The organism is Xanthobacter wiegelii (assembly GCF_043193855.2).
GTDB classification, from domain to species: domain Bacteria; phylum Pseudomonadota; class Alphaproteobacteria; order Rhizobiales; family Xanthobacteraceae; genus Xanthobacter; species Xanthobacter flavus_A.
The window spans coordinates 326,174-351,595 of sequence record NZ_CM195529.1 but is presented as its reverse complement, the minus strand read 5'-3'; the positions used below and the strand labels follow the sequence as shown (position 1 = coordinate 351,595).

Genomic DNA, 25,422 nt, shown 5'->3' with positions numbered 1-25,422 from the left:
CGCGTCCTCGGGCGTTAACCAGCGGAACGCACAGCGGCACATGACAGGACCGATCATGGCACAGCCCTTCACCGCCTCCATTCCTCACCGACTCGGCAAGGCCGAGGCGACGCGGCGCCTGCAGGCGGGGCTGAGCGGCGCGCGCGAGCGCTTTTCCCGCCACATCTCCATCCTCGAGGAAACCTGGACGGGCGAGCACCTCGACTTCCGCATCGCCGCCCTCGGCCAGACCGCCAGCGGCAAGCTTCAGGTGGCGGATGACGCCGTGCACCTCTCCGTGGAGCTGCCCTTCATGCTGGATCTCGTCGCCCGCAAGGCGAAGGATCTCATCCAGAAGCAGGGCCGGCTCATGCTGGAGAAGAAATAGGCCGGTTCAGGCCGTCTCCAGCTCAAGGGTGAGCGTGTCGATGGAGAAGGAACCGTCCGGCTCGAACTCGAAATGGGTTGCCACGTCCGCGCTCGCGCCGGCCATGAGGGAGCGTATGGCGGCCACGTGCAGTTCCGGCGTGCGGATGCGCGCCACCCAGGACGCGAACTCCAGCCTCAGGCGACGGTGCGCCGTGCGCACCACCCGAAACCCCGCCTCCTCGGCGGAGCGGGTCCATTCGGAGGCGCTGTAATCCCGCCCGTGGGAGGGATCGCGCAGCAGTTCGACGGTTTGCAGGAAGGTGTCGGCCACCGGCCATTCGGGGGCGATCACATCCATCATCACCACCTGCCCGCCCTCTTTCACCACCCGCCGCACCTCGGCGAGGGCGTGGGGCACGTCGCGCCAGTGATGGGCGCTGTAGCGCGAGGCGACCATGTCGAAGCTGGCGTCGGCGAAGGGCAGGCGCTCGGCGACGCCCTGCCGCGTGGCGATATTGGCTAGGCCGCGCGACTTGGCCTCGGCGGCGACGGCGCCCAGCATGTCCTCGGACAGATCGTAGGCCAACACCTCGCCCGCGAACGGCGCGGCGGTGAAGCTCACATGACCGCCGCCGCAGCCGAGATCGAGCAGCCGGGCGGGGCGCGCCTCTTCCACGAGGGCCTTGAGCGCATCGAGGTCGGCGCCACGCGCATGGACGGCGCTCGCCACATAGGCAGCGGCCTGGGGGCCGAACATCTCGACCACATGCGCCTCGTGACTGCGCGCGCCTGCACCTTCGGCGGCCATGGCTGATCTCCCGTTTCTTCCGCCAGCATAGCCGCGGCGCCGCTCGGCGCAAGCGCGATTGTTCCGCTTTCGTTCTTGCAGAGCAAAGCGGGCTTCGCTACCTTGGGATGCAGACGGGCAGCAGGCAGGGGGCGGCTGTGATCCAGCGGGTGGCAACAGTCGCGTTCGAGGGCGTCGAGGCGCGTCCGGTGGATGTGCAGGTGCATGTGGCCGCGGGCCTGCCGGCCTTCACCATCGTCGGTCTTCCAGACAAGGCGGTGACCGAGGCAAAGGAGCGCGTGCGCGCCGCGCTGATCGCCTCCGGGCTCGCTTTGCCCGCGCGGCGCATCACGGTGAACCTCGCTCCCGCCGACCTGCCCAAGGAAGGCTCCCATTACGATCTGCCGATCGCGCTCGGCCTGATGGCCGCCATCGGCGCCATTCCCGGCGATGCGCTGTCCGGCTTCACGGTGGTGGGCGAGCTGGCGCTGGACGGCGCCATCGCGGCAGTAGCCGGCGTGCTGCCGGCGGCGATCGGCGCCAATGCGCGCGGGCACGGCCTCATCTGCCCCGCGCCGTGCGGCGCGGAGGCCGCCTGGGCCAGCCCCGACATGGAGATTCTCGCCCCGCAGTCGCTGATCCAGCTCGCCAACCACATGACCGGCCGCCAGGTGATGAGCCGGCCCGAGCCGCGGATGAAGCCGCCCGGAGACACCATGCTCGACCTTCGCGACGTGAAGGGCCAGGAGACTGCCAAGCGGGCGCTGGAGGTGGCCGCGGCGGGAGGCCACAACCTCCTGTTCGTTGGCCCGCCGGGCGCGGGCAAGTCCATGCTCGCCCAGCGCCTGCCCTCCATCCTCCCGCCTTTGTCGCCGGCCGAGATGCTGGACGTGTCCATGATCGCCTCGGTGGCCGGCACCATCGAGGATGGTGCCCTGATGGACCGCCGGCCCTTCCGCGCGCCGCACCATTCGGCCAGCATGGCGGCAATGGTCGGCGGTGGCGCCAAGGCCAAGCCGGGCGAGGTCTCGCTCGCCCACAATGGTGTCCTCTTCCTCGACGAACTGCCGGAATTCACGCCGCAGGTGCTCGATTCCCTGCGCCAGCCGCTGGAGACGGGCGAGGTGCTCATCGCCCGCGCCAACCATCGCGTTACCTATCCGGCGCGCTTCCAGCTCATCGCCGCCATGAACCCGTGCCGCTGCGGCCGCGCCGGGGAGCCCGGTTTCACCTGCAAGCGCGGACCGCGCTGCGCCGACGAATATCAGGCGCGGCTCTCCGGGCCGTTCCTCGACCGCATCGACATCCATTTGGAGGTGCCATCGGTCTCAGCCTCCGATCTTGTGCTGCCGGCGCCGGCCGAAGGCTCGCGGGAGGTGGCGGCGCGGGTCGCCATGGCGCGGGAGATCCAGCTGGAGCGCTATGCCGCCCTTGGCCGGCCGGATGTGCGCACCAATGCCGAGGCCTCAGGCCCGCTGCTGGAAGCTGTGGCGACGCCCGATTCGGCCGGCGCGATCCTGCTGCGCGATGCCGCCGACGCCATGCGGCTGAGCGCCCGCGGCTACCACCGCGTGCTGAAGGTGGCGCGCACGCTCGCCGATCTCGACGGCGCGGACGGGGTGGGCCGCCGCCATCTGGCGGAAGCTCTCGCCTATCGCGCCGCGGCGGAGCGGCCGCGGGCTGCGGCATAGATCCGGGGCGGGGCCGTTGGCCAGCGCCTTGCGCAGTCCGCACCGCGGAGCGCGCTCTCCCGGCACCGTCCGATGCCGGGAGATCGCTCTGAGGGTCCTCCGCCTCAGCGCATGGCGTTGACGGCAAGGCCCTCGATATAGGTGATCTGCGCGAGATCGCCCGGCCGCACGTTCTGCACGTCCGCCAGCACCTTGTCGTTGGCGGCGCGGACCACGCGGACGTTGCCGTCCGGCCCCTCGAAGGTCACGGTGCCGGCTGCCGGGTCGAGGCCCACGAAGATGGAGGTCAGCTTCACCTCGCGGATGCCGAAGCCCTCCGGCCAGCCCGGGAGGCCGTCGTTGATGGCAACCTCCGCCATCACTTCGCCCGGCCGGCCCTGGTGCGCCTTGCCGAGGGCGGTGACGACGCCCGGCGCCACGCGGATGAGCAGGTTCTCGCCGACCCGGTAGAGCGAAAGGTCGCCGAGCAGCGGGGGCGCAATCACCGCCCAGCGGCGGCCGGCGGGATCCTCCAGCACCACGCGGCGGGTGGCGGGATCAGCCGAGACGAACTTGGCCTTGTAGGCGAGCACGTTCACCTGCCCGATGCCCTGAACGAAGACCTGCGTCACCTCGACCGGCGCCGGGCGCTGCTGCGCCTTGAGGCCGGCCGGCGCGAAAAGGACGAGCCCGGCGAGGAGCACGGCCGAAAGATGCGTGCGGTTCGAAATCATCTGGTCCCCCAACGAATCACGGGCGCTGACGCGCCGGAAACCTGCCGCTACCATCCGAGGCACCGTAGCGGCAAGGCGCGTCCGCGAGGCTTTGGCGTGAGCGGTCCACCCATTGTCACAGTGGCGTCGGAAAACTATGGTGATGCTGGCGTTCAAGTCCTGGGCACCCGCCTTAAGCGGGGCATCTTCCAGGTCGCTCCTCGCAGCCCGTGCGGCGCGTCGGCCGGGTAGCTGCCCCGGACGGCGCTCGGGCGGCAGGGCGATACCAAGCGTTGGTTGCGGCACGCCTGCCAGCGGCGGCGGCCCGGAGTGGGGGTCGTTGCGATGAAACGGATGGGACAACCGGATCCCGGCTTCAACCTGCCGGCCCTGTTCGGCCGCGGTTTCGATGTCGCCCGCGACGCCGCACGGGATTTTGCCCGCGATTTCGCCAAGGACCTGAAGAAGGACTTCGGCCGCGAGGGGGCCGTGACCCCGTTCGGCACCGAGCCCGGCGCCTTCCCCTTCCTGCGCGCCCAGCAGGCGACGCCCGCCGGCCGCCCCGCGCTCCCGGCCCCGCAAAAGCTGGTGACCGACCTGCGCGCCTATTCCGGGCTGCGCCACCGCGATGCGGTGCCGACCAAGCCCGAGAGCATCGTCCTCGGCCGCCTCGGCGCGCTGGAGGTGCGGCTCGCCCGCACCGCGCGCGACGTGCGCCGCGCCCAGCGCCTGCGCTACAAGGTCTTCTACGAGGAGATGTCGGCGACCCCCGACGCCCCGGCGCGCCTCGCCCGGCGCGACATGGACAGCTTCGACACCATCTGCGACCACATCCTGGTGCTGGACCACGACGCTGGAAAGATCGTGCTCGGCCGGCGCAAGCCCAAGGTGGTGGGCACCTACCGGCTGCTGCGGCAGGAGGTGGCGAACCGCCACGGCGGCTTCTACACCCAGGGCGAGTTCGACGTGGGCGGGGTCATCGGCTCCCACCCGACCCTGCGCTTCCTGGAGCTGGGCCGCTCCTGCGTGCTCAAGCCCTATCGCAACAAGCGCACGGTGGAGCTGCTGTGGCACGGGGTGTGGACCTACATCCTGCGCAACAAGATCGACGCCATGTTCGGCTGCGCGAGCCTCGAGGGCACTGATCCGACGGAACTCGCCCTGCCGCTCTCCTTCCTCCACCACAATGCCCTGGCGCCGGAGGAATGGCGCGCGCGGGCGGTGGAGGGGCGACACGTCTCCATGGACCGCATGGCCAAGGCCGACATCGACATGAAGAAGGCGCTGCAGGCCCTGCCGCCCCTCATCAAGGGCTATCTGCGGCTGGGCGGCTTCGTCGGCGACGGCGCGGTGGTCGATCATCAGTTCGGCACCACCGACGTGCTCATCATCCTGCCCGTGTCCGTCATCAGCCCGCGCTACGTGGAGCATTTCGGCCCCACCGCGAACCGTCACGCCATCTGAGCGTTGGCAGGCCGCGCAGGGCGGTGCATAAGCGGCGCCCTCAGGAGAGGGCGCCATGATCGAGATCACGCCCCGCATCGCCATCGCCGAGGACGAGATCGAACTCGCCTTCGTGCGCGCGTCCGGGCCCGGCGGGCAGAATGTCAACAAGGTGTCGAGCGCGGTTCAGCTGCGCTTCGATGCGGCGCGCTCGCCCAATTTGCCCGAGGGCGTGAAGATGCGCCTTGCCCGTCTCGCCGGCCGGCGCATGACGCAGGATGGAGTCATCGTCATCCAGGCCCAGCGCTTCCGCACCCAGGAGCGCAACCGCGAGGACGCCATCGAGCGCCTCGTGGAGCTGCTCCGCGCCGCCACGGTGGTGATGCCCGTGCGGCGGCCGACACGGCCCACCCTCGCCTCCAAGGAACGGCGCCTCGCAGCCAAGGACCGGCGTGGTCAGGTGAAATCCATGCGGCAATCGAAGCCCGACGCGGACTGAGAGGATCTAGCAGCCCGTCAGCGCGCCGCCTTCAGCAGGCGGTCGGCGGCGGCGCGGGCTTCCTGGGTCACGGTTGCCCCGGCGAGCATGCGGGCGATCTCCTCGCGCCGGGTGCTGGCGGTAAGCGCATTGACGCGGGTGGTGACGGGCGCATCGGGATCCACCACATCCTCAACGCTCGCCTTGGCGATGAGGAGGTGGTTGCGCGCGCGGGCGGCGACCTGCGGCGCGTGGGTGACGCACAGCACCTGCACCCGCTCGGCGAGGCGGCCGAGCCGCTGGCCGATGGCGTCGGCCACCGCGCCGCCCACGCCGGTGTCGATCTCGTCGAAGATCAGGGTGGGTGCCGAGCCGCGATCCGCGAGCACGACCTTGAGCGCCAGAAGGAAACGCGCCAGTTCGCCGCCGGAGGCCACCTTCATCAGCGCGCCCGGACGGGTGCCGGGATTGGTGCGCACCCAGAATTCCACCTGGTCCTGCCCGGCCGGTCCTGCCGCTGCGGCATCGCTGGTGACGCGGGTGATGAAGCTCGCCCGCTCCAGCTTCAGGGGCGGCAGCTCGGCGGCCACCGCCTTGTCGAGCACGGCGGCGGCGCTGTGCCGGGCGCGGGAGAGATTTTCCGCCGCGGCGCGATAGGCGCCCTCCGCCTCGGCCACGCTCGCTTCCAGCCGCGCCAGCGTCGCGGCGCTGCGGTCGAGGCGCTCCAGATCGGACTGGTAGCGGGCAGCCAGGGCCGGCAGATCGTCGGCGCTGACGTGATACTTGCGGGCGGCGGCGCGCAGCGCGAACAGCCGCTCCTCGATGCGCTCCAGCTCGCGCGGGTCGAAATCGGCATCGGCGCGGGCGGCTTCCAGATGCTGGCGCGCGGTCTCCAGTGCATCGAGCGCGAGGTCGATGGCCTCGACGGCCGGGCGCACCAGCGCCTGCGCGTCGCCGGCCCGGCGCTCCAGCCGGCGCACGGCGGCGGCCAGCGACGGCACGGGCGAGCCGCCGCCGGAGATCGCATCCAGCGCCTCGTCGAGATCGCCGGCGATCTTCTCGGAGCGCATCATGGCGGTGCGCCGCTCGGACAGCGCGAGTTCCTCGCCCGGCTCGGGACCGAGCGCGCCAAGTTCCTCCACCGCGTGGCGGATGAAATCGGCCTCGCGGGCGGCGATCTCCAGCCGTTCCCGCTCGTCCTTCGCCTCGGTGAGCGCGGTCCGCCACGCCCGCCATAGCTCGCCGACGGCCGCGACCTGCGGGGCAAGGGCGCCGAAGGCATCGAGCAGGAGGCGGTGGCTCGCGGCATCCACCATGGCGCGGTCGGCGTGCTGGCCGTGCAGCTCGATGAGGCTGGCGCCGATGAGGCGCAGCGTCTGCACGCTCACCGCCTCCTCGTTGACGCTGGCGCGGGTGCGCCCGTCCGCCATCTGGATGCGGCGAATCACCAATTGGTCTTCGTCGGGCAGTTCGGCGGCGGAGAGGATGGCGTGGGCGGGATGGTCGGGTGCGAGATCGAAGGTGAGGGTCACCTGCCCCTTGGGCTGGCCGTGGCGCACCAGCGCGCCATCCCCCCGCCCGCCGAGGGCGAGGGACACGGCATCGAGCAGTATCGATTTGCCGGCACCCGTCTCACCTGTCAGGACCGTGAGGCCCTCGGACAAGGTGAGATCGAGCTTCTCGATGAGGACGATGTCCCGGATCGAGAGCGTCGCCAGCATGGATCGTCAGCCGAGCCCCATCTTCTTGAACGCCTGGCTCATCCAGGACGCCTTGTTTTCCTGCGGCTCGCCCCCTCCGGACTGAACCAGCCTGTAGGCGTCCTTATACCACGTACTGTCGGGGAAGTTATAGCCAAGCACGGCGGCGGCGGTCTGCGCTTCACCGATGATACCCATGGCCATGTAGCACTCGGTGAGGCGGTAGAGGGCTTCCTCAACCTGGCGCGTGGTCTGGTATTGCGTCACGACCACCTTGAAACGGTTGATGGCCCCCGTGTAATTGCGCTGCTCCAGATAGTAGCGGCCGATGGCCATCTCCTTGCCGGCGAGCTGGTCGCGGGCGACCTCGATTTTCTTCTTGGCGGTGGCGGCGTATTCCGTGTTGGGATACTTGCGGACCACGTCTTCCAGCGCATCGAGCGCCTGACGCGTCTTGCGCTGGTCGCGGGTGATGTCGGGAATGTTCTCGTAGAGCGCCGAGGCGACGAGATATTGCGCGTAGGCGGCGTCCGCCGAGCCGGGGTAGAGCGCGATGTAGCGCTTTCCGATGCCGATGGCCTCGTCGTACTTGCCGGCCTCGAAATAGGAATAGGTGGTCATGAGGAGCGCCTTGCGCGCCCACTCCGAATAGGGATGGGACTTGTCCACATCCTCGAATCGCCGGGCGGCCTTTTCCGGCTCCTGCCGGCGCAGCAGGGTCAGGCCCTCGTTGTAGATCTTCTCGGCCGGCTCATCGGGCGGAATGGTGTCGTCCTTGTCGCTGGCGCAGCCGGACACCAGCAGGCCCATGGCCACCGCCAGAACCAGCGCGCCGCCGCGCAGCAGACCGAGCGCCAACGCGCCGCCGCGGAAAAGCGTGCGCGTGGGCAGGACATCATTCAAGAATCGCATCACGGTTCAGCTTCCGTCCCGCGCCTTACGGCGTCGCTTGTACCCGAAGGACCGCACCGGGGAAAACCGCGCGGCCGACAGACCGCCGACCGGGCGCCTCCGCCCCATTCCTCGGCACGCTCCCTGCTCGTTCCCCCTCGTCCGAGCCGCCGCCGGCGATGCCCGCGCCCGGTCCGGATGCCCTGGTCCCCGCACCCATGGCGACGGCAGGAAAACAGCCCCTCCGCGCTATCGGTGCTTTCGGTCGGCAATGTGGCGGCGGACGCTCCGCGGCCCGTTCCGTGGCCCGGGTGTGGCCACCCCGCCACGCCCGCTCCCGCAATCGCGGGCGCCGACGGGCATCTAAATCGGGATGGGGTTAATACTTCGCATGCGAACGGCCGCTTGAGACCGCTGGGTCATCTCGAAAGAATCCAGACCCCGAAAAGCAAAACGGCGCCCGCAGGGGCGCCGCCGCAAATAAGTGCGGAAAACTCAGATCTCCGGGGCGAACACCGGCACCGGGCTGGACACGCCGATCTCGGCACCGACGGTGTCGCGGACGGGCCGGACCGGAGCCTCGACGATGGCATAGTTGGCGCGGTCAGCGAGGAGGGCGTCCACCACCTGGAAGTTCAGCTTGTGGCCGCCACGGAAGGAGCGGTAGCGGGCCAGCAGGGGCATGCCGGCGAGGGCGAGGTCGCCCACCGCGTCGAGCGCCTTGTGGCGGACGAATTCGTCGGAGAAGCGCAGACCCTCGGGGTTCAGCACGCCGCCCTCATCAAGGCAGACGGTGTTTTCCAGGGCGGCGCCACGGGCGTAGCCGGCGGCGCGCAGGCGCTCCACATCCTTGAGGAAGCCGAAGGTGCGGGCCGAAGCCAGCTCACGGCGAAACACGGCCGGAGACATGGTGGCGGCGAAGCGCTGGCGGCCGATCATCTCGTGGCCGAACTCGATTTCGACCTCGAGGCGGAAGCCGGCCTCGTAGGGGAGAAGCTCGCCGAAGGACGCTCCATTCTCGACGCGGACGGGCTTGAGCACCTTGAGGAACTTGCGGCGGCCGCGCACCTCGGCGACGCCGGCGGCGTCGATGGCGGCCACGAAATCGCCCGCGCTGCCGTCGAGGATCGGCACTTCGGGGCCGTCGATCTCGACCGTGGCATTGTCCACGCCGAGGCCGCTCAGGGCCGCGAGGACATGTTCGACGGTGGAGACAAGAGCGCCGGAGCGATCGCCGAGCACGGTGGCGAGGTCGGTGGCCTGGACGGAGCGGCGGCTGACGGTGGCCTTGCGGGGCGCCTGATCGGCGAAGGAGCGGATGAATACGACACCAGTGTTCGCGGACGCGGGCTTAAGGGTGATGGTCGCCTCGACCCCGGCGTGTACGCCGACACCCTTCAGTGCAATCTCGCGAGCCAGAGTGGTCTGCATCTTTGGTGCGTCCCGTTTCGGGGAAGTTTCCGGCTAACAGGTGTGACCCGCTTGCCGCACTCCTTCCCTCAAACCTTCACCTTGGGTCCCAACTTTCGCCCCGGTTGTACAAAGAAAGTGTCAACACGGTCGGCGAGTCGGTCCCTTAGGATGGGTGCACCCTAGTCGTCACGGGGGGTGACGCCAAATCACGCTTGCTTACCCTCTGTTACGAACCCTCATTTTCAATTTCTGATTAACTATCAAATAGTTAGCGGCGAATTTAAAGGTGCCGGAGAGGCCCGTGTTACAGCCTTCCGGAGGGTTGGAAGCACACGAATCAGGACAGATGTTGCGCAGATGCCACAGGGTACAGGCCATTCGAGGCCGCCCCGCGCCGGGCATGTTCGCTGCCACCGATCGGCCTTGAAAACGGCCCGGGGTGGACGCGACCGGCGCCGGGAACACCGGCACCGGCCAATCCTTCGTCACACTTTCAGGTACCGGACTTGGTCCGAGACCCTCAGTTCGCCTGGCGGCGCAGGAACGCCGGGATTTCCAGCTGGTCGTCGTCATGGTGCGGGCCGGGACGCGAGGGCACCTCGGCGGCCGGCCGCATGGGCGGGCGCTTGGCGAACTCGGACACCGGCGGCTCACCACCGCGCGAGGGCATGGTCGGGCGGGCATCGCGGGGCTCGCCGCGGCTTTCGGCGCGGGGATCGGGGCGCTGCTGCTCGGGACGGCGCTCGGGGGCGCGCATGCTGGGCTGCTCGCGGCGCGCGGGCTCGGGTTCCGGCTCCTCGCGGCGACCGACGTGGGCGAGACGCTGCAGCAGCGTCATGCGCTTCTTGTCGGGCTGGGCCTGCTCCACCGGCGGCTCGCCCCGCTGGGCGCGGATCTGGTTCTGCGCGGGCAGCGGCAGCTCGTCGACGCGGGGCATGCGCGGGGACCGCGGACGCTGGCCGGCCGGCGGGATGTAGGGGGCGAACTCGTCCTCCATCATCGGCGCGGGCTGGGGCGCGGGCTCCGGCTCGGCGAAATAGGTGGGCTTCGGCGGCGCGGTGCGGATGGTCACGTCGTCAATGGCGACGGCGCGTTCGGCCGGGGCCTGCTGGGTCTGGGGGGCATAGGCCTGAGACGCGTACCCCTGCGGAGCCTGCGGGGCATAGCCCTGCGGCGCCTGCGCCTTCTGCGCGGCGTCCTCCATGGCGATCAGGTCCTCGGCCTGGATCGCGGCGACGGCGCTGCGGATCTGCGCCTCGCGGGTCGCCTCGACGGCAGCCCGGCCGGCGTTGGAGATCTTGCGACCGGCGAGCTCGGGGAAGCGGTCGGCGACCGGCTGGAGCTGCTCGGGGATCACCGCCGGATCGATGCCGGTGGCCACCACCGAGACGCGGATGATGCCGTCGAGCATCTCGTCGAAGGTGGCGCCGAGGATGATGTTGGCGTCGGGGTCCACTTCCTCGCGGATGCGGGTCGCCGCCTCGTCCACCTCGAACAGGGTCATGTCCTTGCCGCCGGTGATGGAGATCAGCAGCCCGCCGGCGCCGCGCATGGAGGTCTCGTCCAGCAGCGGGTTGGCGATGGCGGCCTCGGCAGCCTGGATGGCGCGCTTGTCACCGGAGGCTTCGCCCGTGCCCATCATGGCCTTGCCCATGTCGCGCATCACGGCGCGGACGTCGGCGAAGTCGAGGTTGATGAGGCCTTCCTTCACCATCAGGTCGGTGATGCAGGCGACGCCCGAATAGAGCACCTGGTCGGCCATGGCGAAGGCGTCGGCGAAGGTGGTCTTCTCGTTCGCCACCCGGAACAGGTTCTGGTTCGGGATGACGATGAGGGTGTCGACGCTCTTCTGCAGCTCGCTGATGCCGTGCTCGGCGACGCGCATGCGGCGCTGGCCCTCGAAGTGGAAGGGCTTGGTCACCACGCCGACGGTCAGGATGCCGAGCTCGCGGGCCGCGCGGGCCACCACGGGGGCGGCGCCGGTGCCGGTCCCACCGCCCATGCCGGCGGTGATGAAGACCATGTGCGAGCCGGACAGGTGATCGCGGATCTCGTCGATGACTTCCTCGGCGGCGGCGCGGCCGACCTCGGGCTGGGAGCCGGCACCGAGACCCTCGGTCACCGCGACACCCATCTGCACCACGCGCTCGGCCTTGGTCAGGGCGAGGGCCTGGGCATCGGTGTTCGCCACCACGAACTCCACGCCGTGGAGCCCGGAGGTGATCATGTTGTTAACGGCGTTGCCACCGGCGCCGCCCACACCGAACACCGTGATCCGGGGACGAAGCTCACGAATGTCGGGCATCTGAAGGTTGATCGTCATGCTATTGCTCCGTCCCGATCGGCCCTGTCCGCCGCTCGCGAATCCTTGATGACCTCTTTGTTACGGCAGCTTTCGTTAACCATGTCTAAAAGCTGTCCTTCAGCCAGCGGCCGACGCGACCGAAATAGCCCGGTCCCTCGCCCACTGCCGCCTGCCGCCGACGCGGCTCGAAGTGTTCGAGCCCTGCCACCTGCGGATAGACGAGAAGACCTGCCGTCACCGCGAAGGCCGCGCCGCGCGCCGCCTCGGGAAGACGGGAAACCCCAAGCGGGCGGCCGATTCGCACCTGCGGGCCGATGACCCGCGCCACGAGATCGGCAAGCCCCTGAAGCTGCGCCGCGCCGCCGGTGAGCACGATGCGCCGGCCGGCATCCCCGGCATGGCCGGAGGCCCTGAGGCGATCGCGCAACAGTTCGACGATTTCCTCCGCCCGTGGCCGCACGATGGTGACCAGACGGGACTTCGGGACCATGTGCGGCTGGTCGCGCGAATCACCCGACAGGGGCGGCACGGTCAGCATGTCGTGATCGTCGGAGGAGACCGCCACCACGGCACCGTGCAGGGCCTTCAGGCGCTCGGCATCGGCGAGGCGCGCGGGCATGCCGCGGGCGACGTCGTTCGTGATGTGCTGGCCGCCCAGCGCCACGCCGTCCACATAGAGGCAGTGCCCGCCGGCGACGATGGAGAAGGTGGTGGTGCCGGCGCCCATGTCGATGAGCGTGACGCCCAGCTCCATCTCGTCGTCGGTCAGCGAGGAGAGCGCCGCCGCATAGGGCGCCGCCACCATGGCCTCGATGGAGAGATGGCAACGTTCCACGCACAGGACGAGATTCTTCAGCGCGGTGAGGTCGGCGGTGATGACGTGCATGTCGGCGCCAAGCTCGCGGCCGAGCATGCCGCACGGCTCGCCGATGCCCCTGCGGCCGTCCAGCGAATAGCCCACGGGGAGCGCGTGCATCACGGCGCGGCCGTCGCCCACCGCATATGTGGAGGCGGCCTCCAGCACACGGCGGATGTCGAATTCCTCCACCGCCGGGGCGGAGAGGCGCACAGCCGCCTCGTAATGCTGCGAGGCGAGCCGGCCGCCGGAGACGCCGACCACCACGGAGGCGATCTGCACGCCCGAGGCGCGCTCGGCCATGTCCACCGCCTGGCGGATGGCAAGTTCCGCCTTGGCCATGTCCACCACCGCGCCGCCCTTGATGCCGTGGGCGCGGGTGTGGCCGATGCCGAGCACGTCGATGGCGTGGGTGCGCCGCGTCAGCACGTCGGAGGCGCCGCGCGGCTTCAGGCGGGCGATGGCGCAGACCACCTTGCTGGTGCCGATGTCCAGCACCCCGACGATGCCGCCCTTCTTCGGCGGCAGCGGGCGCATCTTCGGTGCGAAGCCCTGGGCGAGCCGTCCCCTCATGCGGGGCCTCCCTTCTTTGCCTTGGCGCGGGCCTTGAGCATTTCGGCGCGGGCGGCGGCAGCAGCTTCGGACTGCCGCACCACCACGCGATCCGGCAGGCGCAGATCCACGATGGTGATGTCGCGGCTGAGCAGTTTTTTCTCGCGGTCGAGATCCATCAGCGAGACGAGCGCCGCCTCCAGATTCTGTTCCGGCAGGCGCACGTCGATGCCGTTGCGCGTCTTCAGCGTCCAGCGCCGCTCGGCGACGAAGATGGCAGCGCGCACCTGCTCCTTCAGCGCCGGCAGGCGCGCAAGCACGTCGACGATCTCGCCCACATGGTTCTGCGCCCCCTCGCCCACCACGATAGGCAGTTGCACGTAGCGCGGATCGTCCGAATAGGGCGCGATGGGGATGCCGTCGCGGGCGATCACCTTGAGCTCGCCGTTGATCTGCCACAGCGCATAGGCCTGGCGCTCGGAGACCGCGATCTCGATCCGGTCGGGATAGAATTTGCGCACGCTGGCGCTGGCGATCCAGGGCATCGCCTCGAGGCGCGTGCGCATCTCATCCGCGTTCAGGAAGAGGATGGAGGTGGAGGACTTGATGCCCGCCGTCTCCAGGATCTGCGCCGGCGTGACGTGATTGTGCCCGGAGATGTTGACTTCCTTCACCTTGAAGCCGGCCACGTTGCCCGCCGCGTCGGCCACGTCGAGGGCGATGGTCTTCGCCTCCTCCACATGGCCGCCGAGCACGGTGCCGTAGGCGGAGAAGCCGCCGATCACCGCGATGGCGAGCAGGCTGGCGCTGCGCCGGCCGAGGCGCGAGGTGGACATGCGCACCGAAAGACGACGCAGGAGAAGCGCGAGGCGGCTGGCCGGCCTTGTATCGATGGCGAGGCGCTTGTGCCGCCCGGGCGGCGGCGCAGCGGCGCGGGGCGCGGTGTCCGGCCGTGCGCCGTAGCCCGCTCCTTGGCGCTCGCCTGGGCGCTGCGGGGGTCGCCTGCCCGCGCCGGGGCGGGGTCCTAGCGATCCAGCGACGCGTCCTCCACCATCCATGTCACAAGCTCGCCGAATGAGATGCCCGCGTGAGCGGCCAGTTCCGGCACCAGAGACGTCTGCGTCATGCCAGGCTGGGTGTTGACCTCGAGACAGACGAGGCCGGAGGCATCGCCCTTCGATGGATCGAAGCGAAAATCGCTCCGCGACACCCCCCGGCACCCGAGAGCTCGGTGTGCCATGAGGCTTAACATCTGCACCCGTTGGTAAATTTCGGGTAAAATACGCGCGGGAAGGATGTGGCGTGATCCTCCCGGTGCATACTTGCTTTCGTAATCGTAAAACGCCTGGGTCGATTCAATTTCAATGACATCAAAGACCTTGTCGCCCATCACGGCGCAGGTCAGCTCGAGCCCGGCAATGAATTCCTCCACAAGAAGATTTTCTCCGTGGGGCCAGTCCTCGCGCGTGAGTTCCTGCGGCGGGTGGGCCTGATCCTCGCGCACGATGAACACGCCGACGCTGGAGCCGCCCGCATTGGGCTTCAGCACATAGGGCGGCGCCATCACATGCGCCTTCGCCGCCTCGGCGCGGCTGACGATTCCGCCCTTCGCCACCGGCACGCCGGCCGCGGCCAGCATGATGCGCGCCTGCGCCTTGTCCATGGCCAGCGCCGAGGCGAGCACGCCGGAATGGCTGTAGGGGATGCGCAGGATTTCGAGGATGCCCTGAATGGTGCCGTCCTCGCCCGGCGCGCCGTGCAGCACGTTGAACACCACGTCCGGCTTGAGGCGGGCCAGTACCTCGGCGACATCGCGGCCCACGTCCACCGGCGTCACGCGGTAGCCGGCCCCTTCCAGCGCGGCGGCGCAGGCGGCGCCCGAATTGAGCGAGACTTCCCGCTCGGAGGACCAGCCGCCCATCAGCACCGCGACGTGTTTCGCCATCGACGTCATTCCCGTTCCGAATCCGGCGCGCGCCGGCACCCGCCCTGAAGAGAGCAGCTTTGCGCCAGCACCATGGCGCGGTCCGGTTTTAGGTTTTGCTAACGGCTCAGGCGGGAGAGAGGGGAAGCCCGATCCTCTTGATCTCCCACTCCAGCGTCACGCCGGACGTCTCCTTCACCCGCCGCCGCACCTCCTCGCCCAGCCCCTCGATCTCGGACGCCGTGGCGCCGCCGAGGTTGATGAGGAAATTGGTGTGCAGCTCCGACACCTGCGCGCGGCCGATGGTGAGGCCCCGGCAGCCGGCGGCGTCCACCAGCTTCCAGGCGCTGGTGCCGGGCGGGTTCTTGAAGGTGGAGCCGCCGGTGCGGCTCTTGATGGGCTGGGTCGCCTCCCGGCTCTCGGTGATCTTGGCCATCTCGGCCGCGATCTCGGCCGGGTCGCCAGGGCGGCCTTCGAAGGTGGCGCGGGTGAAGATCACGTCGTCCGGCACGCCGCAATGGCGGTAGGTGAAGCCCATCTCGGCGTTGGTGAAGCGCACCTTAGCGCCGGCGCGGGTGACGCCCTCGGCCTCCACCAGCACGTCCTTGGTCTCGCCGCCGTAGGCGCCGCCGTTCATGTGCAGCGCGCCGCCGATGGCGCCCGGGATGCCGCGCAGGAAGGAGAAGCCGGCAAGTCCCGCATCCGCCGCCGCGCGGGCGACCTTCACGTCCGGCACGCCAGCGCCCGCGACGATGCGCGTGCCTTCGACCGCGACATCGGTGAAGCCGCGGCCGAGGCGGATCACCACGCCGGGCACGCCGCCGTCACGCACGATGAGGTTGGAGCCGAGGCCGATCACCGTCACCGGAAGATCGGCCGGGATATGAGCCAGGAGATAGGCGAGGTCGTCGGCATCGGCCGGCAGGAACAGGAGCTGGGCCGGGCCGCCGACGCGGAACCAGGTGAAATCGGCCAGCGGCGCATTGGCCGTGAGCGTGCCGCGCAGCTCCGGCAGGAGCGGCCGCAAGGCGGGCAGAAGATCAGGGAATGCGGCGGGGGCCGCCCCGCTGGTCTCGGCCATGCTCATGGTGTCACCGGTCCTTCGGGCGTGCCTCTCCCACACATGCGGCGGCAGGGCAAGCCGGGCGATTTCCCCATGGCCTCCGACGTGGCATCATGCGGCTCCGTTCGCCTGGAGCTGCCCACCATGAGCGAAGACGCGCTTCCGCCCGACACCAAGCTCACCACCACCAAGCAACGCTGGGCCGAGGAAGGCCGCTTCCTCACCGGCCGCGTCGCCCGCCCCGACGCCGAGCGCCTGCCGCCCGGCCAGCATCTGGTGCGCGACTGGCCGGTGCTCGACCTCGGGCTCCAGCCGGTGGTGACGCGCGAATCCTTCCGCCTCGACGTCACCGGCGCGGTGGAGACCACCCTCTCCCTCGACTGGGCCGCCTTCTCGGCGCTGCCGCAGAGCCGCAGCCTCAGCGACATCCACTGCGTCACCACCTGGTCGCGCTATGACAATACCTGGGAGGGCGTGCTCACCCGCGACCTGCTGGAAGCCGTGCGTCCCGCCCCCCACGCGGCGGCGGTGATGCTGCACAGCTATGACGGCTACACCACCAACCTGCTGCTGGCCGACTTCGCCGCCGAGGACGCCCTCATCGCTCACAGCTGGGACGGCCGCCCGCTGACGCAGGAGCACGGCGCGCCCGCGCGCCTCGTGGTGCCGCACCTCTACTTCTGGAAAAGCGCCAAGTGGATCAAGGCGATCGAGTTCATCGCCCGCGACAAGGCCGGCTTCTGGGAAGAGCGCGGCTACCACATGCGCGGCGACCCATGGGCCGAGCAGCGCTATTCGGACGATTGAGGGCGCGCCACCCTGAGGCGCCCCTCCCCGAGCACCGTCATGGCCCGGCTTGTCCGGGCCATCCACCCCGCCGCGGGACACGTGCCCGCAAGCCGTTGACCGCTCTGGCCGAAACGTGGATCGCCCGCACAAGGCGGGCGATGACGGGGTGAGAGGAAGCGGGAAAGAGGAGCGATTGAGGTCGCCCTCACGCCGCGCGGCGGCGCGTGACCTCGGAGCGGGCGAAGAGTTCGGCCACCCAGTCCACGAACACGCGCAGCCGGCTGGTGAGGTGGCGGCTGGGCGGATAGACCACATGGATGGGCATCTCGCCCGCCTCCCAGTCCGGCAGGATGGGCACCAGCGCCCCGGAGGCGAGGTGCTCCTCCACCTGGAAGGTGGGCGACATGATCGCGCCCATGCCGGCCAACGCCGCCGCGATATAGGCGTTGCCGTCATTGGTAGCGACGTTGTAGCGCCCGGTCAGTTCCACCACCTCGTCGCCACGGGTGAAATCGAAGGGGTGGTAGCGCCCGCTCTGCTGGCTGAAATAGCGGACGAGCTTGTGCGTCTCCTCGAAGTCGAGCGGATGCTTCGGGACGCCGTAACGCGCGAGATAGCCGGGCGACGCGGCCAGGACGAAGCGCAGCACGCCAATGCGCCGCGCCACGAGGTTCGGATCCCGAATTTCGCCAACGCGGATAACGCAGTCCACATTCTCGCTTAGAAGGTCGACCGGCCGGTCGGTGCAGCCCACGTCCACGGCGATGTCGGGATAGCGGTCGACGAAATCCGGCAACGCCGGCATCAGCAGTTGCGTCGCGAGCGAGGGCGAGATGTCGATGCGCAGCTTTCCGCGCGGCACGGCCTGCGCCGAGGAGAGCGAACCGTCGAGCTCATCGATGTCGTGGAGGATGGCGAGCGCCCGCTCGTAATAGGCCGCCCCGTCCGGCGTCACCGTCACCCGCCGCGTGGTGCGGTTGAGGAGGCGGGTCTGCAGGTGCGCCTCAAGCGTCTGGATATGCTTGGTGAGCGTCGCCTTGGGCATCCGCAGGAGATCGGCGGAGCGCGTGAAGCTCCCCGTCTCCACAACACGGGTGAATGCGCGCATTGCAGCAAGCTGGTCCATCCGAAGCCCTCAAATGCATCATTATTCCCATAAGTGAACAATGAACTCATGAACTGGCGGTTTATCCCCTTCTAGATCGCCAATATGGTTTCCGCATCGCACAAGGGCGTGACGGCCGAAGAATGGCTTACCGCCCGAAAGGACGAGGCAGATGACTCCCACCAGCCAGACCATAACCCTCGAGACCGGGACCGGCACGCTGCCGGCGCGGCTCTACGGGTCGCGTCCGGCGAAGGGGTCCGCACCGCTCGTCTTCCACCTGCACGGCGGCGCCTTCACCGGCGGGACGCTGGAGTGCGGAGCCTATATCTCCGGCATTCTCGCGGCGGCCGGGGCGGTGGTGGTCTCGGCGGACTATCCGCTGGCCTGCGAGCACCCGTTTCCCTTCGCGCTGACCGCGCTGTTTGCCGCCGTCACAGAGGTCTATCGCCGCCGGGCCGAACTCGCCGGGCGCGGCGCACCGCTCTATCTGGCGGGGGAGGAATCGGGTGGCAACCTCGCCGCCGGCCTCGCCATGATGGCGCGTGACCAGCGCTCCCCTCCCATCGCCGGGCAGATCCTCGTCTCGCCCATGCTCGACCCCAGCCTCGCCACCGCCTCCATCCGCCGCGCCGACGCCGGCAGTTGCGGCTGCAAGTGGGCGGACGGCTGGCAGACCTATCTCGGTTCGCCCGAGAAGGCGGCCCATCCCTATGCGGCGCCCCTCGCCTCCTCCCGCCTCGGCGCTCTGCCGCCGGCCCTGGTGGTGAGCGCCGAGGACTGCCCCATGTGCGACGAGAGCCGGCGCTATGCCGGCGCGCTCGCCTCGGCCGGCGTTCCGACCTGCGTGCACATCCTGCCGGGGCCGACCGAATGGCCCGACAGCATCTCGTGTCCGGCGCCGAAACCGGCCGCCTGGACGGGCGCGATGCGCGACCTGTTCCGCGATTTCTTCGTTTCCACGCGTCCCGCTTCACGGACCGGTCGGCTCAAGGCCGATCCGGCCGTCCTCTGACAGACCGACCGCCAAGGACTGCCCCGCCATGACCGCTCCGAACTCCGCTCCGAACGTTACGCCCCCCACCCCCGTGTCGGCCGCCGACAAGCCCGCTGCCGCGAAGAAGTCCCGCCTCCGGGAGGCCCTGCTGCTGGGCACCGCCGCGCTCCTCGCGGTGTTCGGCGTCCTCTATGGGCTGCCCAAGGAAGGCGGCGCCCACGCCGACAAGCCCGCCGCCGCGACAGCCGCCCCGCCGGCCGTTCCGGTCTCGGTGGCCACGGTCGAGCAGCGCGAGGCGCGCCTGTTCGACACCTTCTCCGGCCGCCTGGAGGCGGTGGAGCGGGTGGAGGTGCGCTCCCGCGTCGCCGGCGCCATCAAGGCCGTGCATTTCCGCGAGGGCGCGCTGGTGCGGGAAGGCGAACTCCTCGTCTCCATCGATTCCGAAACCTATGAGGCGGACGTGGCCGAGGCCGAAGCGCAGGTTGCCTCCGTGCAGGCCCGGCTGGACCTCGCCCGCAGCGAGCTGGAGCGCGGCGAGAAGCTGTTCACCACCAAGACGCTCTCCCAGAGCACCCTGGACGAACGCCTCAACGGCCAGCGCGCCGCCGAGGCCGGCCTGAGGGCCGCGCAGGCGAAGCTCGCGGCGGCGAAGCTCAATCTCTCCTACACCAAGGTCCGCGCCCCGGTTTCGGGCCGCGTCGGCAAGTCGGAGATCACAGTGGGCAATCTCGTTGCCGCAGGCCCCGGCGCGCCGGTGCTGACCACGCTGGTCTCGGTCGATCCCATCTACGCCAGCTTCAGCGCCGACGAGGGCACCGTCGCCCGCGCCCTCGCCGGCCTCGGCGGCGGCGGTGACGTGGCCGACCGGCTCGACCAGCTCCCTGTCCTGATGACCGTCGCCGCCGGCACGCCGCCGGTGGAAGGCGTCATGCAGCTGGTGGACAATCAGGTCGATCCGCGCACCGGCACCGTGCGTGTCCGCGCCCGCTTCGCCAATCCGGACGGGCGGCTCCTGCCCGGCCAGTTCGTGCGGCTGGAGATGGGCCAGCCCAAGGCCGCGCCCGCCGTGCTCGTCAGCGAGCGCGCCGTGGGCACGGACCAGGACAAGAAGTTCGTCTTCGTGGTCGACGGCTCGAACACCGCAGTGTGGCGCGAGGTGACCCTCGGCGCCCCGGTTGACGGCCTGCGCGTCGTCACCAACGGCCTCTCGGCCGGTGAGCGCGTCGTTGTCAACGGCCTGCACCGCGTGCGCCCCGGCGCGGCGGTGACGCCGGAGCCCGTCCCCATGCGGGTGAGCGAGGCTGCAACCTCGACCGTCCGCTAACCCTGGCCCGTCATGGCCCGGCTTGCCCGGGTCATCCCCCGGACACGCCGGGGGATGACGGCTGAAAATTCCCCCTCGCCCCCTCCCCGCACGGAGGGGGTCGGGAGAGGGCTGCGCCGGGCGTAAACGCCCCCTCGCCCGGTGCAGCCCCTCACCCCCATTGCCGGACATATTCCCGCGCGCACCGCAGCGGGGGTACCGGCTGCGTTCCGCGTTTCGCCCGTTTTCATCCAGCCGCCGCGTGGCGGGAGGGTTCCATGAACCTGTCCAGATTCTTCATCGACCGCCCGATCTTCGCCGGCGTGCTCTCCGTCCTCATCTTCCTCGCCGGCCTCATCGCCATGCGGGCCATGCCCATCTCGGAATATCCCGAGGTGGTGCCGCCGCAGGTGGTGGTGCGCGCCACCTATCCCGGCGCCAACCCCAAGGTGATCGCCGAGACGGTCTCGACCCCGCTGGAGGAATCCATCAACGGCGTCGAGGACATGCTCTACATGTCGAGCCAGGCGACCACCGACGGCATCATGACGCTGACCGTCACATTCAAGCTCGGCACCGACCCGGACAAGGCCCAGCAACTGGTGCAGAACCGCATCTCCCAGGCCGAGCCGCGGCTGCCGGAGGAGGTGCGGCGCCTCGGCGTGACCACGGTGAAGTCCTCGCCCGACCTCACCATGGTGGTGCACCTCATCTCCCCCAACAACCGCTACGACACCACCTACCTGCGCAACTACGCGGTGCTGAACGTGAAGGACCGCCTCGCCCGCATCGAGGGCGTCGGGCAGGTGCAATTGTTCGGCGCGGGCGACTATTCCATGCGCATCTGGCTCGATCCGCAGAAGGTGGCCGAGCACGGCCTTTCCGCCGCCGATGTGGTGCGCGAGATCCGCGCCCAGAACGTGCAGGCGGCGGCCGGCGTGGTCGGCGCATCACCCGGCGCGCCGGGGCTCGACCTTCAGCTTTCCATCAACGCACAAGGCCGCCTCGCCAACGAGGAGGAGTTCGCCAACATCGTGGTGAAGAGCGGCACCAACGGCGAGATCGTGCTGCTGAAGGACGTGGCGCGCATTGAGCTCGGCGCATCCGAATATGCCCTGCGCTCGCTCCTCAACAACACCCAGGCGGTGGCGGTGCCGATCTTCCAGGCGCCGGGCTCCAACGCCATCCGCATCGCCGACGACACGCGGCGGGTGATGGAGGAGATCAAGCAGAACATGCCGGAGGGCGTGGACTATTCCATCGTCTACGACACCACCCAGTTCGTGCGCGCCTCCATCGACGCCGTGGTCCACACGCTGCTGGAAGCCGTGGCGCTGGTGGTGCTGGTGGTGATCGTATTCCTCCAGACCTGGCGGGCCTCCATCATCCCGCTGCTCGCGGTGCCGGTGTCCATCGTCGGCACGTTCGCGGTGATGTACGTGTTCGGCTTCTCCATCAATGCCTTGACGCTGTTCGGCCTGGTGCTCGCCATCGGCATCGTGGTGGATGACGCCATCGTCGTGGTGGAGAATGTGGAGCGCAACATCGAGGGCGGCCTCTCCCCACGCGAGGCCACCTACAAGGCCATGCGGGAGGTGTCCGGGCCCATCATCGCCATCGCCCTCGTGCTGATCGCGGTGTTCGTGCCGCTGGCCTTCATCACCGGCCTCACGGGCCAGTTCTACAAGCAGTTCGCCCTCACCATCGCCATCTCGACAGTGATCTCGGCCGTCAACTCGCTGACCCTCTCGCCCGCGCTCTCGGCGCTGCTGCTGAAGGGTCACGACGCGCCCAAGGACCGGCTCACGCGGGTCATGGACTTCGCGTTCGGCTGGTTCTTCCGCGGCTTCAACAAGGCCTTCGTGCGCGGGTCGAGCGCCTATGGCTCGGTGGTGCGCCGGACCATCGGCCACAAGGTGCTGATGCTCGGCCTCTATATCGTGCTGGTGGCGCTGACCGGCGTGCTGTTCAAGGCGGTACCGCCCGGCTTCGTGCCGGGGCAGGACAAGCAGTATCTGGTGGGCTTCGCCCAGCTCCCCGACGGTGCCACCCTCGACCGCACCGAGGAGGTGATCCGCAAGATGAGCGACATCGCCCTGAAGGAGCCGGGCGTGAAGTCGGCCATCGCCTTCCCCGGCCTCTCCATCAACGGCTTCACCAACTCGTCCAACTCCGGCATCGTCTTCGTCGGCCTCGACGAGTTCGAGGCGCGGCGCGACCCGGGGCTGAACGGCAATGCCATCGCCATGAAGCTGAACGGCAAGTTCGCCGGCATCCCGGACGCGATGATCGCCATGTTCCCGCCGCCGCCGGTGCAGGGGCTCGGCACCATCGGCGGCTTCAAGCTGCAGATCGAGGATCGCGCCGGCCTCGGCTATGCCGCCCTCGACGCGGCGACCAAGGCCTTCCTTGGCGCCGCCCGGCAGGCGCCCGAGCTGGCCGGCCTGTTCTCGTCCTATCAGGTGAACGTGCCGCAGCTCTTCGCCGACATCGACCGGGTGAAGGCGCGCCAGCTGAACGTCGCCGTCACCGATGTGTTCGAGACCATGCAGATCTATCTCGGCTCGTCCTATGTGAACGACTTCAACAAGTTCGGCCGCACCTACACCGTGCGGGTCCAGGCCGACGCCCCCTTCCGCGCCCGCGCCGAGGACGTGGGCACGCTGAAGGTGCGCTCGGCCACGGGCGAGATGATCCCGCTCTCCGCGCTGCTCAAGGTGCGTTCGTCGGCGGGACCGGAGCGGGCCATGCGCTACAACGGCTTCCTCTCCGCCGACGTGAACGGCGGCGCCGCCCCGGGCTTCTCCTCGGGCGAGGCGCAGCAGGTGGTGGAGCGCATCGCCAAGGAGACCCTGCCCAAGGGCTTCTCCTTCGAGTGGACCGAACTGACCTACCAGGACATCCTGGCCGGCAATTCGGCGGTGTTCGTCTTCCCGCTCGCCATCTTCCTCGTGTTCCTGGTGCTGGCGGCGCAATACGAAAGCCTCGTCCTGCCGCTCGCCATCATCATGATCGTGCCGACGGGCCTCTTCGCCGCCATGACCGGCGTGTGGCTCGCGGGCGGGGACAACAATGTCTTCACCCAGATCGGCCTCGTGGTGCTGGTGGGGCTCTCGGCGAAGAATGCGATCCTGATCGTGGAATTCGCCCGCGAGCTGGAATTCGAGGGCCGCACGCCGGTCCAGGCCGCCATCGAGGCAAGCCGGCTCCGGCTGCGGCCCATCCTGATGACCTCGCTGGCCTTCATCATGGGCGTGGTGCCGCTCGTTACCTCCATCGGCGCGGGTGCGGAGATGCGGCAGGCCATGGGCACGGCGGTGTTCGCCGGCATGATCGGCGTGACGGTGTTCGGCATCTTCCTGACGCCAGTGTTCTACGTGATGCTGCGCGGGCTGGCGGGGAACCGGCCGCTCACGCAGCACGGGCACGCCCCGGCGGGCGAGGAGCCGGCCGCACACGCGCTCCAGCCGGGGGAGTGAGATGAGATCCCCCTCTCCCCTTGCGGGAGAGGGCCGGGGTGAGGGGTATTTTCTGCCGTTGGCACAACGGCCGGAACTGCGGCGCCAGCCCCCTCACCCCCAACCCCTCTCCCGCGAGGGGAGAGGGGAGCCGCAGCCAAGCAAGAGGATGTGAGGCGCCCCCCTGGGCGTCCGCCTCAGACGGCCACACCCATCATCGCCAACGCCTTCGCGAAGAAGTCCGGCCCGCCGAAATTGCCGGATTTCAGCGCCAGCACCATGGGTTCGCCCGGTTGGCCCTCGGTGCGCAGCAGCGGCACGCCGGGGGCGATCTCCGGGCCGACAAGGAAGGCGGGGATTTTCAGCCGGTCCACGCTCGCGCCGGAGGTCTCCCCGCCGGCCAGCACGAGGCGGCGCACGCCGGCCGCCACCAGCCCTTCGGAAATCGCCGCCGTGCCGTGCTCGATGGCGACGCCCGCCGCATGGCGGCCGAAGCGGGCCTGCACCTCCGCCACCTGCTCCGGCGCTCCGCTCGCGGCGATGAGCACCGGCCCGGACGCGAGGCGCGCCTTCGCCCAGTCCAGAGCGGCGGCGACCTCCGCCTCGGGATGGGTGACGAGGCGCTCGGCGGAGAGCCGCAGCACCGGCATCTGTCCTTCCGCAATGGCAATCTGCTCCAGCGTCGCCTTCGAGCAGCTTCCCGCGACCACGGCCGCATACCCGCCGATGCCCGCCGCCAGCGCCGCGCCGTCGCTCGCCTGCCGCAGCACCCGCCCGTCCGCGATCAGCGCCCGCGCCAGTCCGAGGCCGAGGCCCGACGCGCCGGTGGAGAGCGGCAGGGCCGCCGCCGCGACGCCAACCGCCTCCAGATCCCGGTCGAACACGGCATCCACGATGGCCGCCGTGCGTCCATCCAGCGCCAGATGCTCCAGCCGCGCGGACACCGCATCTGCGCCCGCCGCCACATCCTTCAGCGGCACCAGTCCGACCCGGCCCGCGCTCTGGCGGGCGAGCACGCGCTTCAGGTCCGAATCGGTCATGGGGTTGAGGGGATGGTCCTTCAGTGGGCTCTCGTTCAGCGGCACGTCGCCGACGAAGAGATGGCCCATGTAGACGGTGCGCCCGGTCTCCGGGAACGCCGGGGTCACCGGCACGATGGCCGCGCCGGTGGCGAGGCGCAGGGCATCGGTGACCGGCCCGATATTGCCCGCGTCGGTGGAATCGAAGGTGGAGCAGACCTTGAACAGGATGTGCGAGGCCCCCCGCGATTTCAGCCACTCATAAGCCGCCAGCGACACCGCCACCGCCTCATCCGCCGGGATGGAGCGGCTCTTGAGTGAGACGACCACGGCATCCGCATCGGGCAGCGCCAGCGCGGCATCGGGCACGCCGATGGTCTGGACCGTGCGCACGCCCTCCTTCGACAGGGTGTTCGCGAGGTCGGAGGCGCCGGTATAGTCGTCGGCGATGACGCCGAGGGTGAGGGGCATGGGAAATCCCTTGGGCTCTTGGTGTTGGGGCCTGAGCCCTAATCGTTTCGATTAGAGCGCCACGCCCGTCCCGGCGAAAGGGGCATCGGAAGAGAACGGAGCGGGAAAATCGGGCGCGAAGCGATTCGGTCACGCCC

At 69.6% G+C, this 25,422-nt stretch carries 20 protein-coding genes; 8 read left to right on the top strand and 12 right to left on the bottom strand.

Going from position 1 to position 25,422, the window contains the following annotated elements:
* Positions 1–55 precede the first annotated feature (55 nt).
* Positions 56–367 carry a polyhydroxyalkanoic acid system family protein gene (locus V5F63_RS01585; protein WP_209487413.1) on the top strand — a complete coding sequence of 104 codons (312 nt, stop codon included), beginning with the start codon at positions 56–58 and terminating at the stop codon, positions 365–367.
* Between the two features lie 6 nt (positions 368–373).
* Here the strand turns inward: V5F63_RS01585 and V5F63_RS01580 are convergent, their stop codons facing one another.
* Complete coding sequence (locus V5F63_RS01580; protein WP_394028302.1) at positions 374–1,156, bottom strand: class I SAM-dependent methyltransferase; 783 nt, start codon at positions 1,154–1,156, stop codon at positions 374–376.
* A gap of 137 nt (positions 1,157–1,293) precedes the next feature.
* Here V5F63_RS01580 and V5F63_RS01575 point away from each other — a divergent pair, with 137 nt between their 5' ends.
* Positions 1,294–2,826, top strand: a complete 1,533-nt coding sequence (locus V5F63_RS01575; protein WP_209487411.1) for a YifB family Mg chelatase-like AAA ATPase — start codon at positions 1,294–1,296, stop codon at positions 2,824–2,826.
* A gap of 104 nt (positions 2,827–2,930) precedes the next feature.
* Here the strand turns inward: V5F63_RS01575 and V5F63_RS01570 are convergent, their stop codons facing one another.
* Positions 2,931–3,539, bottom strand: a complete 609-nt coding sequence (locus tag V5F63_RS01570) for a hypothetical protein (protein ID WP_209487410.1) — start codon at positions 3,537–3,539, stop codon at positions 2,931–2,933.
* 324 nt (positions 3,540–3,863) lie between these two features.
* Between V5F63_RS01570 and olsB the strand changes: the two genes are divergently transcribed.
* Complete coding sequence (gene olsB / locus V5F63_RS01565; protein WP_394028304.1) at positions 3,864–4,982, top strand: l-ornithine N(alpha)-acyltransferase; 1,119 nt, start codon at positions 3,864–3,866, stop codon at positions 4,980–4,982.
* A gap of 55 nt (positions 4,983–5,037) precedes the next feature.
* A complete protein-coding gene (gene arfB, locus V5F63_RS01560) occupies positions 5,038–5,460 on the top strand; it encodes an alternative ribosome rescue aminoacyl-tRNA hydrolase ArfB (RefSeq protein ID WP_394101368.1) in 423 nt (140 codons plus the stop codon).
* A 17-nt stretch (positions 5,461–5,477) separates the two neighbouring features.
* On the opposite strand, the gene recN is transcribed toward arfB, so the two are convergent.
* From recN to murB, 8 genes are all read right to left on the bottom strand, one after another.
* Positions 5,478–7,160 (bottom strand): DNA repair protein RecN, encoded by a 1,683-nt coding sequence (recN, locus tag V5F63_RS01555; protein WP_394101367.1) that lies wholly within the window; start codon positions 7,158–7,160, stop codon positions 5,478–5,480.
* Between the two features lie 6 nt (positions 7,161–7,166).
* Complete coding sequence (locus V5F63_RS01550) at positions 7,167–8,051, bottom strand: outer membrane protein assembly factor BamD (RefSeq protein WP_394101366.1); 885 nt, start codon at positions 8,049–8,051, stop codon at positions 7,167–7,169.
* 474 nt (positions 8,052–8,525) lie between these two features.
* The gene (gene lpxC / locus V5F63_RS01545; protein ID WP_209487407.1) at positions 8,526–9,461 is read right to left on the bottom strand and encodes a UDP-3-O-acyl-N-acetylglucosamine deacetylase; all 936 of its coding nucleotides are present in this window, start codon (positions 9,459–9,461) and stop codon (positions 8,526–8,528) included.
* Between the two features lie 502 nt (positions 9,462–9,963).
* A complete protein-coding gene (ftsZ, locus tag V5F63_RS01540; protein ID WP_394101365.1) occupies positions 9,964–11,766 on the bottom strand; it encodes a cell division protein FtsZ in 1,803 nt (600 codons plus the stop codon).
* A gap of 85 nt (positions 11,767–11,851) precedes the next feature.
* The gene (gene ftsA / locus V5F63_RS01535; protein WP_394028307.1) at positions 11,852–13,177 is read right to left on the bottom strand and encodes a cell division protein FtsA; all 1,326 of its coding nucleotides are present in this window, start codon (positions 13,175–13,177) and stop codon (positions 11,852–11,854) included.
* Positions 13,174–13,992 (bottom strand): cell division protein FtsQ/DivIB, encoded by an 819-nt coding sequence (locus V5F63_RS01530; RefSeq protein WP_245327310.1) that lies wholly within the window; start codon positions 13,990–13,992, stop codon positions 13,174–13,176. Before V5F63_RS01530 ends, ftsA begins: the two co-directional genes overlap by 4 nt.
* 188 nt (positions 13,993–14,180) lie before the next feature.
* Positions 14,181–15,110, bottom strand: coding sequence for a D-alanine--D-alanine ligase (locus V5F63_RS01525; protein ID WP_209490122.1), 930 nt, complete (start codon positions 15,108–15,110; stop codon positions 14,181–14,183).
* A gap of 97 nt (positions 15,111–15,207) precedes the next feature.
* Complete coding sequence (gene murB / locus V5F63_RS01520; RefSeq protein ID WP_394101364.1) at positions 15,208–16,167, bottom strand: UDP-N-acetylmuramate dehydrogenase; 960 nt, start codon at positions 16,165–16,167, stop codon at positions 15,208–15,210.
* 120 nt (positions 16,168–16,287) lie between these two features.
* On the opposite strand from murB, the gene V5F63_RS01515 reads away from it, so the two are divergent.
* On the top strand, positions 16,288–16,950 hold the full coding sequence (locus V5F63_RS01515; protein ID WP_394101363.1) for a sulfite oxidase-like oxidoreductase: 663 nt from the start codon (positions 16,288–16,290) through the stop codon (positions 16,948–16,950).
* A gap of 187 nt (positions 16,951–17,137) precedes the next feature.
* Here V5F63_RS01515 and V5F63_RS01510 read toward each other — a convergent pair whose 3' ends face one another.
* Complete coding sequence (locus V5F63_RS01510; protein WP_209487403.1) at positions 17,138–18,058, bottom strand: LysR family transcriptional regulator; 921 nt, start codon at positions 18,056–18,058, stop codon at positions 17,138–17,140.
* A gap of 151 nt (positions 18,059–18,209) precedes the next feature.
* Here V5F63_RS01510 and V5F63_RS01505 point away from each other — a divergent pair, with 151 nt between their 5' ends.
* The 3 genes from V5F63_RS01505 (at position 18,210) to V5F63_RS01495 (ending at position 23,816) form a co-directional block, all read left to right on the top strand.
* Positions 18,210–19,052, top strand: a complete 843-nt coding sequence (locus tag V5F63_RS01505; protein ID WP_394101362.1) for an alpha/beta hydrolase fold domain-containing protein — start codon at positions 18,210–18,212, stop codon at positions 19,050–19,052.
* 28 nt (positions 19,053–19,080) lie between these two features.
* Positions 19,081–20,358 carry an efflux RND transporter periplasmic adaptor subunit gene (locus V5F63_RS01500; protein WP_394101361.1) on the top strand — a complete coding sequence of 426 codons (1,278 nt, stop codon included), beginning with the start codon at positions 19,081–19,083 and terminating at the stop codon, positions 20,356–20,358.
* A 257-nt stretch (positions 20,359–20,615) separates the two neighbouring features.
* Positions 20,616–23,816: an efflux RND transporter permease subunit gene (locus tag V5F63_RS01495; protein ID WP_394101360.1), complete on the top strand. Its 3,201-nt coding sequence runs from the start codon at positions 20,616–20,618 to the stop codon at positions 23,814–23,816.
* A gap of 176 nt (positions 23,817–23,992) precedes the next feature.
* Here V5F63_RS01495 and otnK read toward each other — a convergent pair whose 3' ends face one another.
* Positions 23,993–25,285, bottom strand: a complete 1,293-nt coding sequence (gene otnK, locus V5F63_RS01490) for a 3-oxo-tetronate kinase (protein WP_394101359.1) — start codon at positions 25,283–25,285, stop codon at positions 23,993–23,995.
* Positions 25,286–25,422: the final 137 nt, after the last annotated feature.

Coding starts and splice junctions, on each gene's coding strand:
- otnK (WP_394101359.1), bottom strand. CDS start 25,285: ATGCCCCTCACCCTCGGCGTCATCGCCGACGACTATACCGGCGCCTCC.
- arfB (WP_394101368.1), top strand. CDS start 5,038: ATGATCGAGATCACGCCCCGCATCGCCATCGCCGAGGACGAGATCGAA.
- V5F63_RS01550 (WP_394101366.1), bottom strand. CDS start 8,051: ATGCGATTCTTGAATGATGTCCTGCCCACGCGCACGCTTTTCCGCGGC.
- recN (WP_394101367.1), bottom strand. CDS start 7,160: ATGCTGGCGACGCTCTCGATCCGGGACATCGTCCTCATCGAGAAGCTC.
- murB (WP_394101364.1), bottom strand. CDS start 16,167: ATGAGCATGGCCGAGACCAGCGGGGCGGCCCCCGCCGCATTCCCTGAT.
- ftsZ (WP_394101365.1), bottom strand. CDS start 11,766: ATGACGATCAACCTTCAGATGCCCGACATTCGTGAGCTTCGTCCCCGG.
- V5F63_RS01495 (WP_394101360.1), top strand. CDS start 20,616: ATGAACCTGTCCAGATTCTTCATCGACCGCCCGATCTTCGCCGGCGTG.
- V5F63_RS01515 (WP_394101363.1), top strand. CDS start 16,288: ATGAGCGAAGACGCGCTTCCGCCCGACACCAAGCTCACCACCACCAAG.
- ftsA (WP_394028307.1), bottom strand. CDS start 13,177: ATGAGGGGACGGCTCGCCCAGGGCTTCGCACCGAAGATGCGCCCGCTG.
- V5F63_RS01505 (WP_394101362.1), top strand. CDS start 18,210: ATGACTCCCACCAGCCAGACCATAACCCTCGAGACCGGGACCGGCACG.
- V5F63_RS01525 (WP_209490122.1), bottom strand. CDS start 15,110: ATGACGTCGATGGCGAAACACGTCGCGGTGCTGATGGGCGGCTGGTCC.
- olsB (WP_394028304.1), top strand. CDS start 3,864: ATGAAACGGATGGGACAACCGGATCCCGGCTTCAACCTGCCGGCCCTG.
- V5F63_RS01500 (WP_394101361.1), top strand. CDS start 19,081: ATGACCGCTCCGAACTCCGCTCCGAACGTTACGCCCCCCACCCCCGTG.
- V5F63_RS01580 (WP_394028302.1), bottom strand. CDS start 1,156: ATGGCCGCCGAAGGTGCAGGCGCGCGCAGTCACGAGGCGCATGTGGTC.
- V5F63_RS01530 (WP_245327310.1), bottom strand. CDS start 13,992: ATGTCCACCTCGCGCCTCGGCCGGCGCAGCGCCAGCCTGCTCGCCATC.
- V5F63_RS01510 (WP_209487403.1), bottom strand. CDS start 18,058: ATGGACCAGCTTGCTGCAATGCGCGCATTCACCCGTGTTGTGGAGACG.
- lpxC (WP_209487407.1), bottom strand. CDS start 9,461: ATGCAGACCACTCTGGCTCGCGAGATTGCACTGAAGGGTGTCGGCGTA.
- V5F63_RS01585 (WP_209487413.1), top strand. CDS start 56: ATGGCACAGCCCTTCACCGCCTCCATTCCTCACCGACTCGGCAAGGCC.
- V5F63_RS01570 (WP_209487410.1), bottom strand. CDS start 3,539: ATGATTTCGAACCGCACGCATCTTTCGGCCGTGCTCCTCGCCGGGCTC.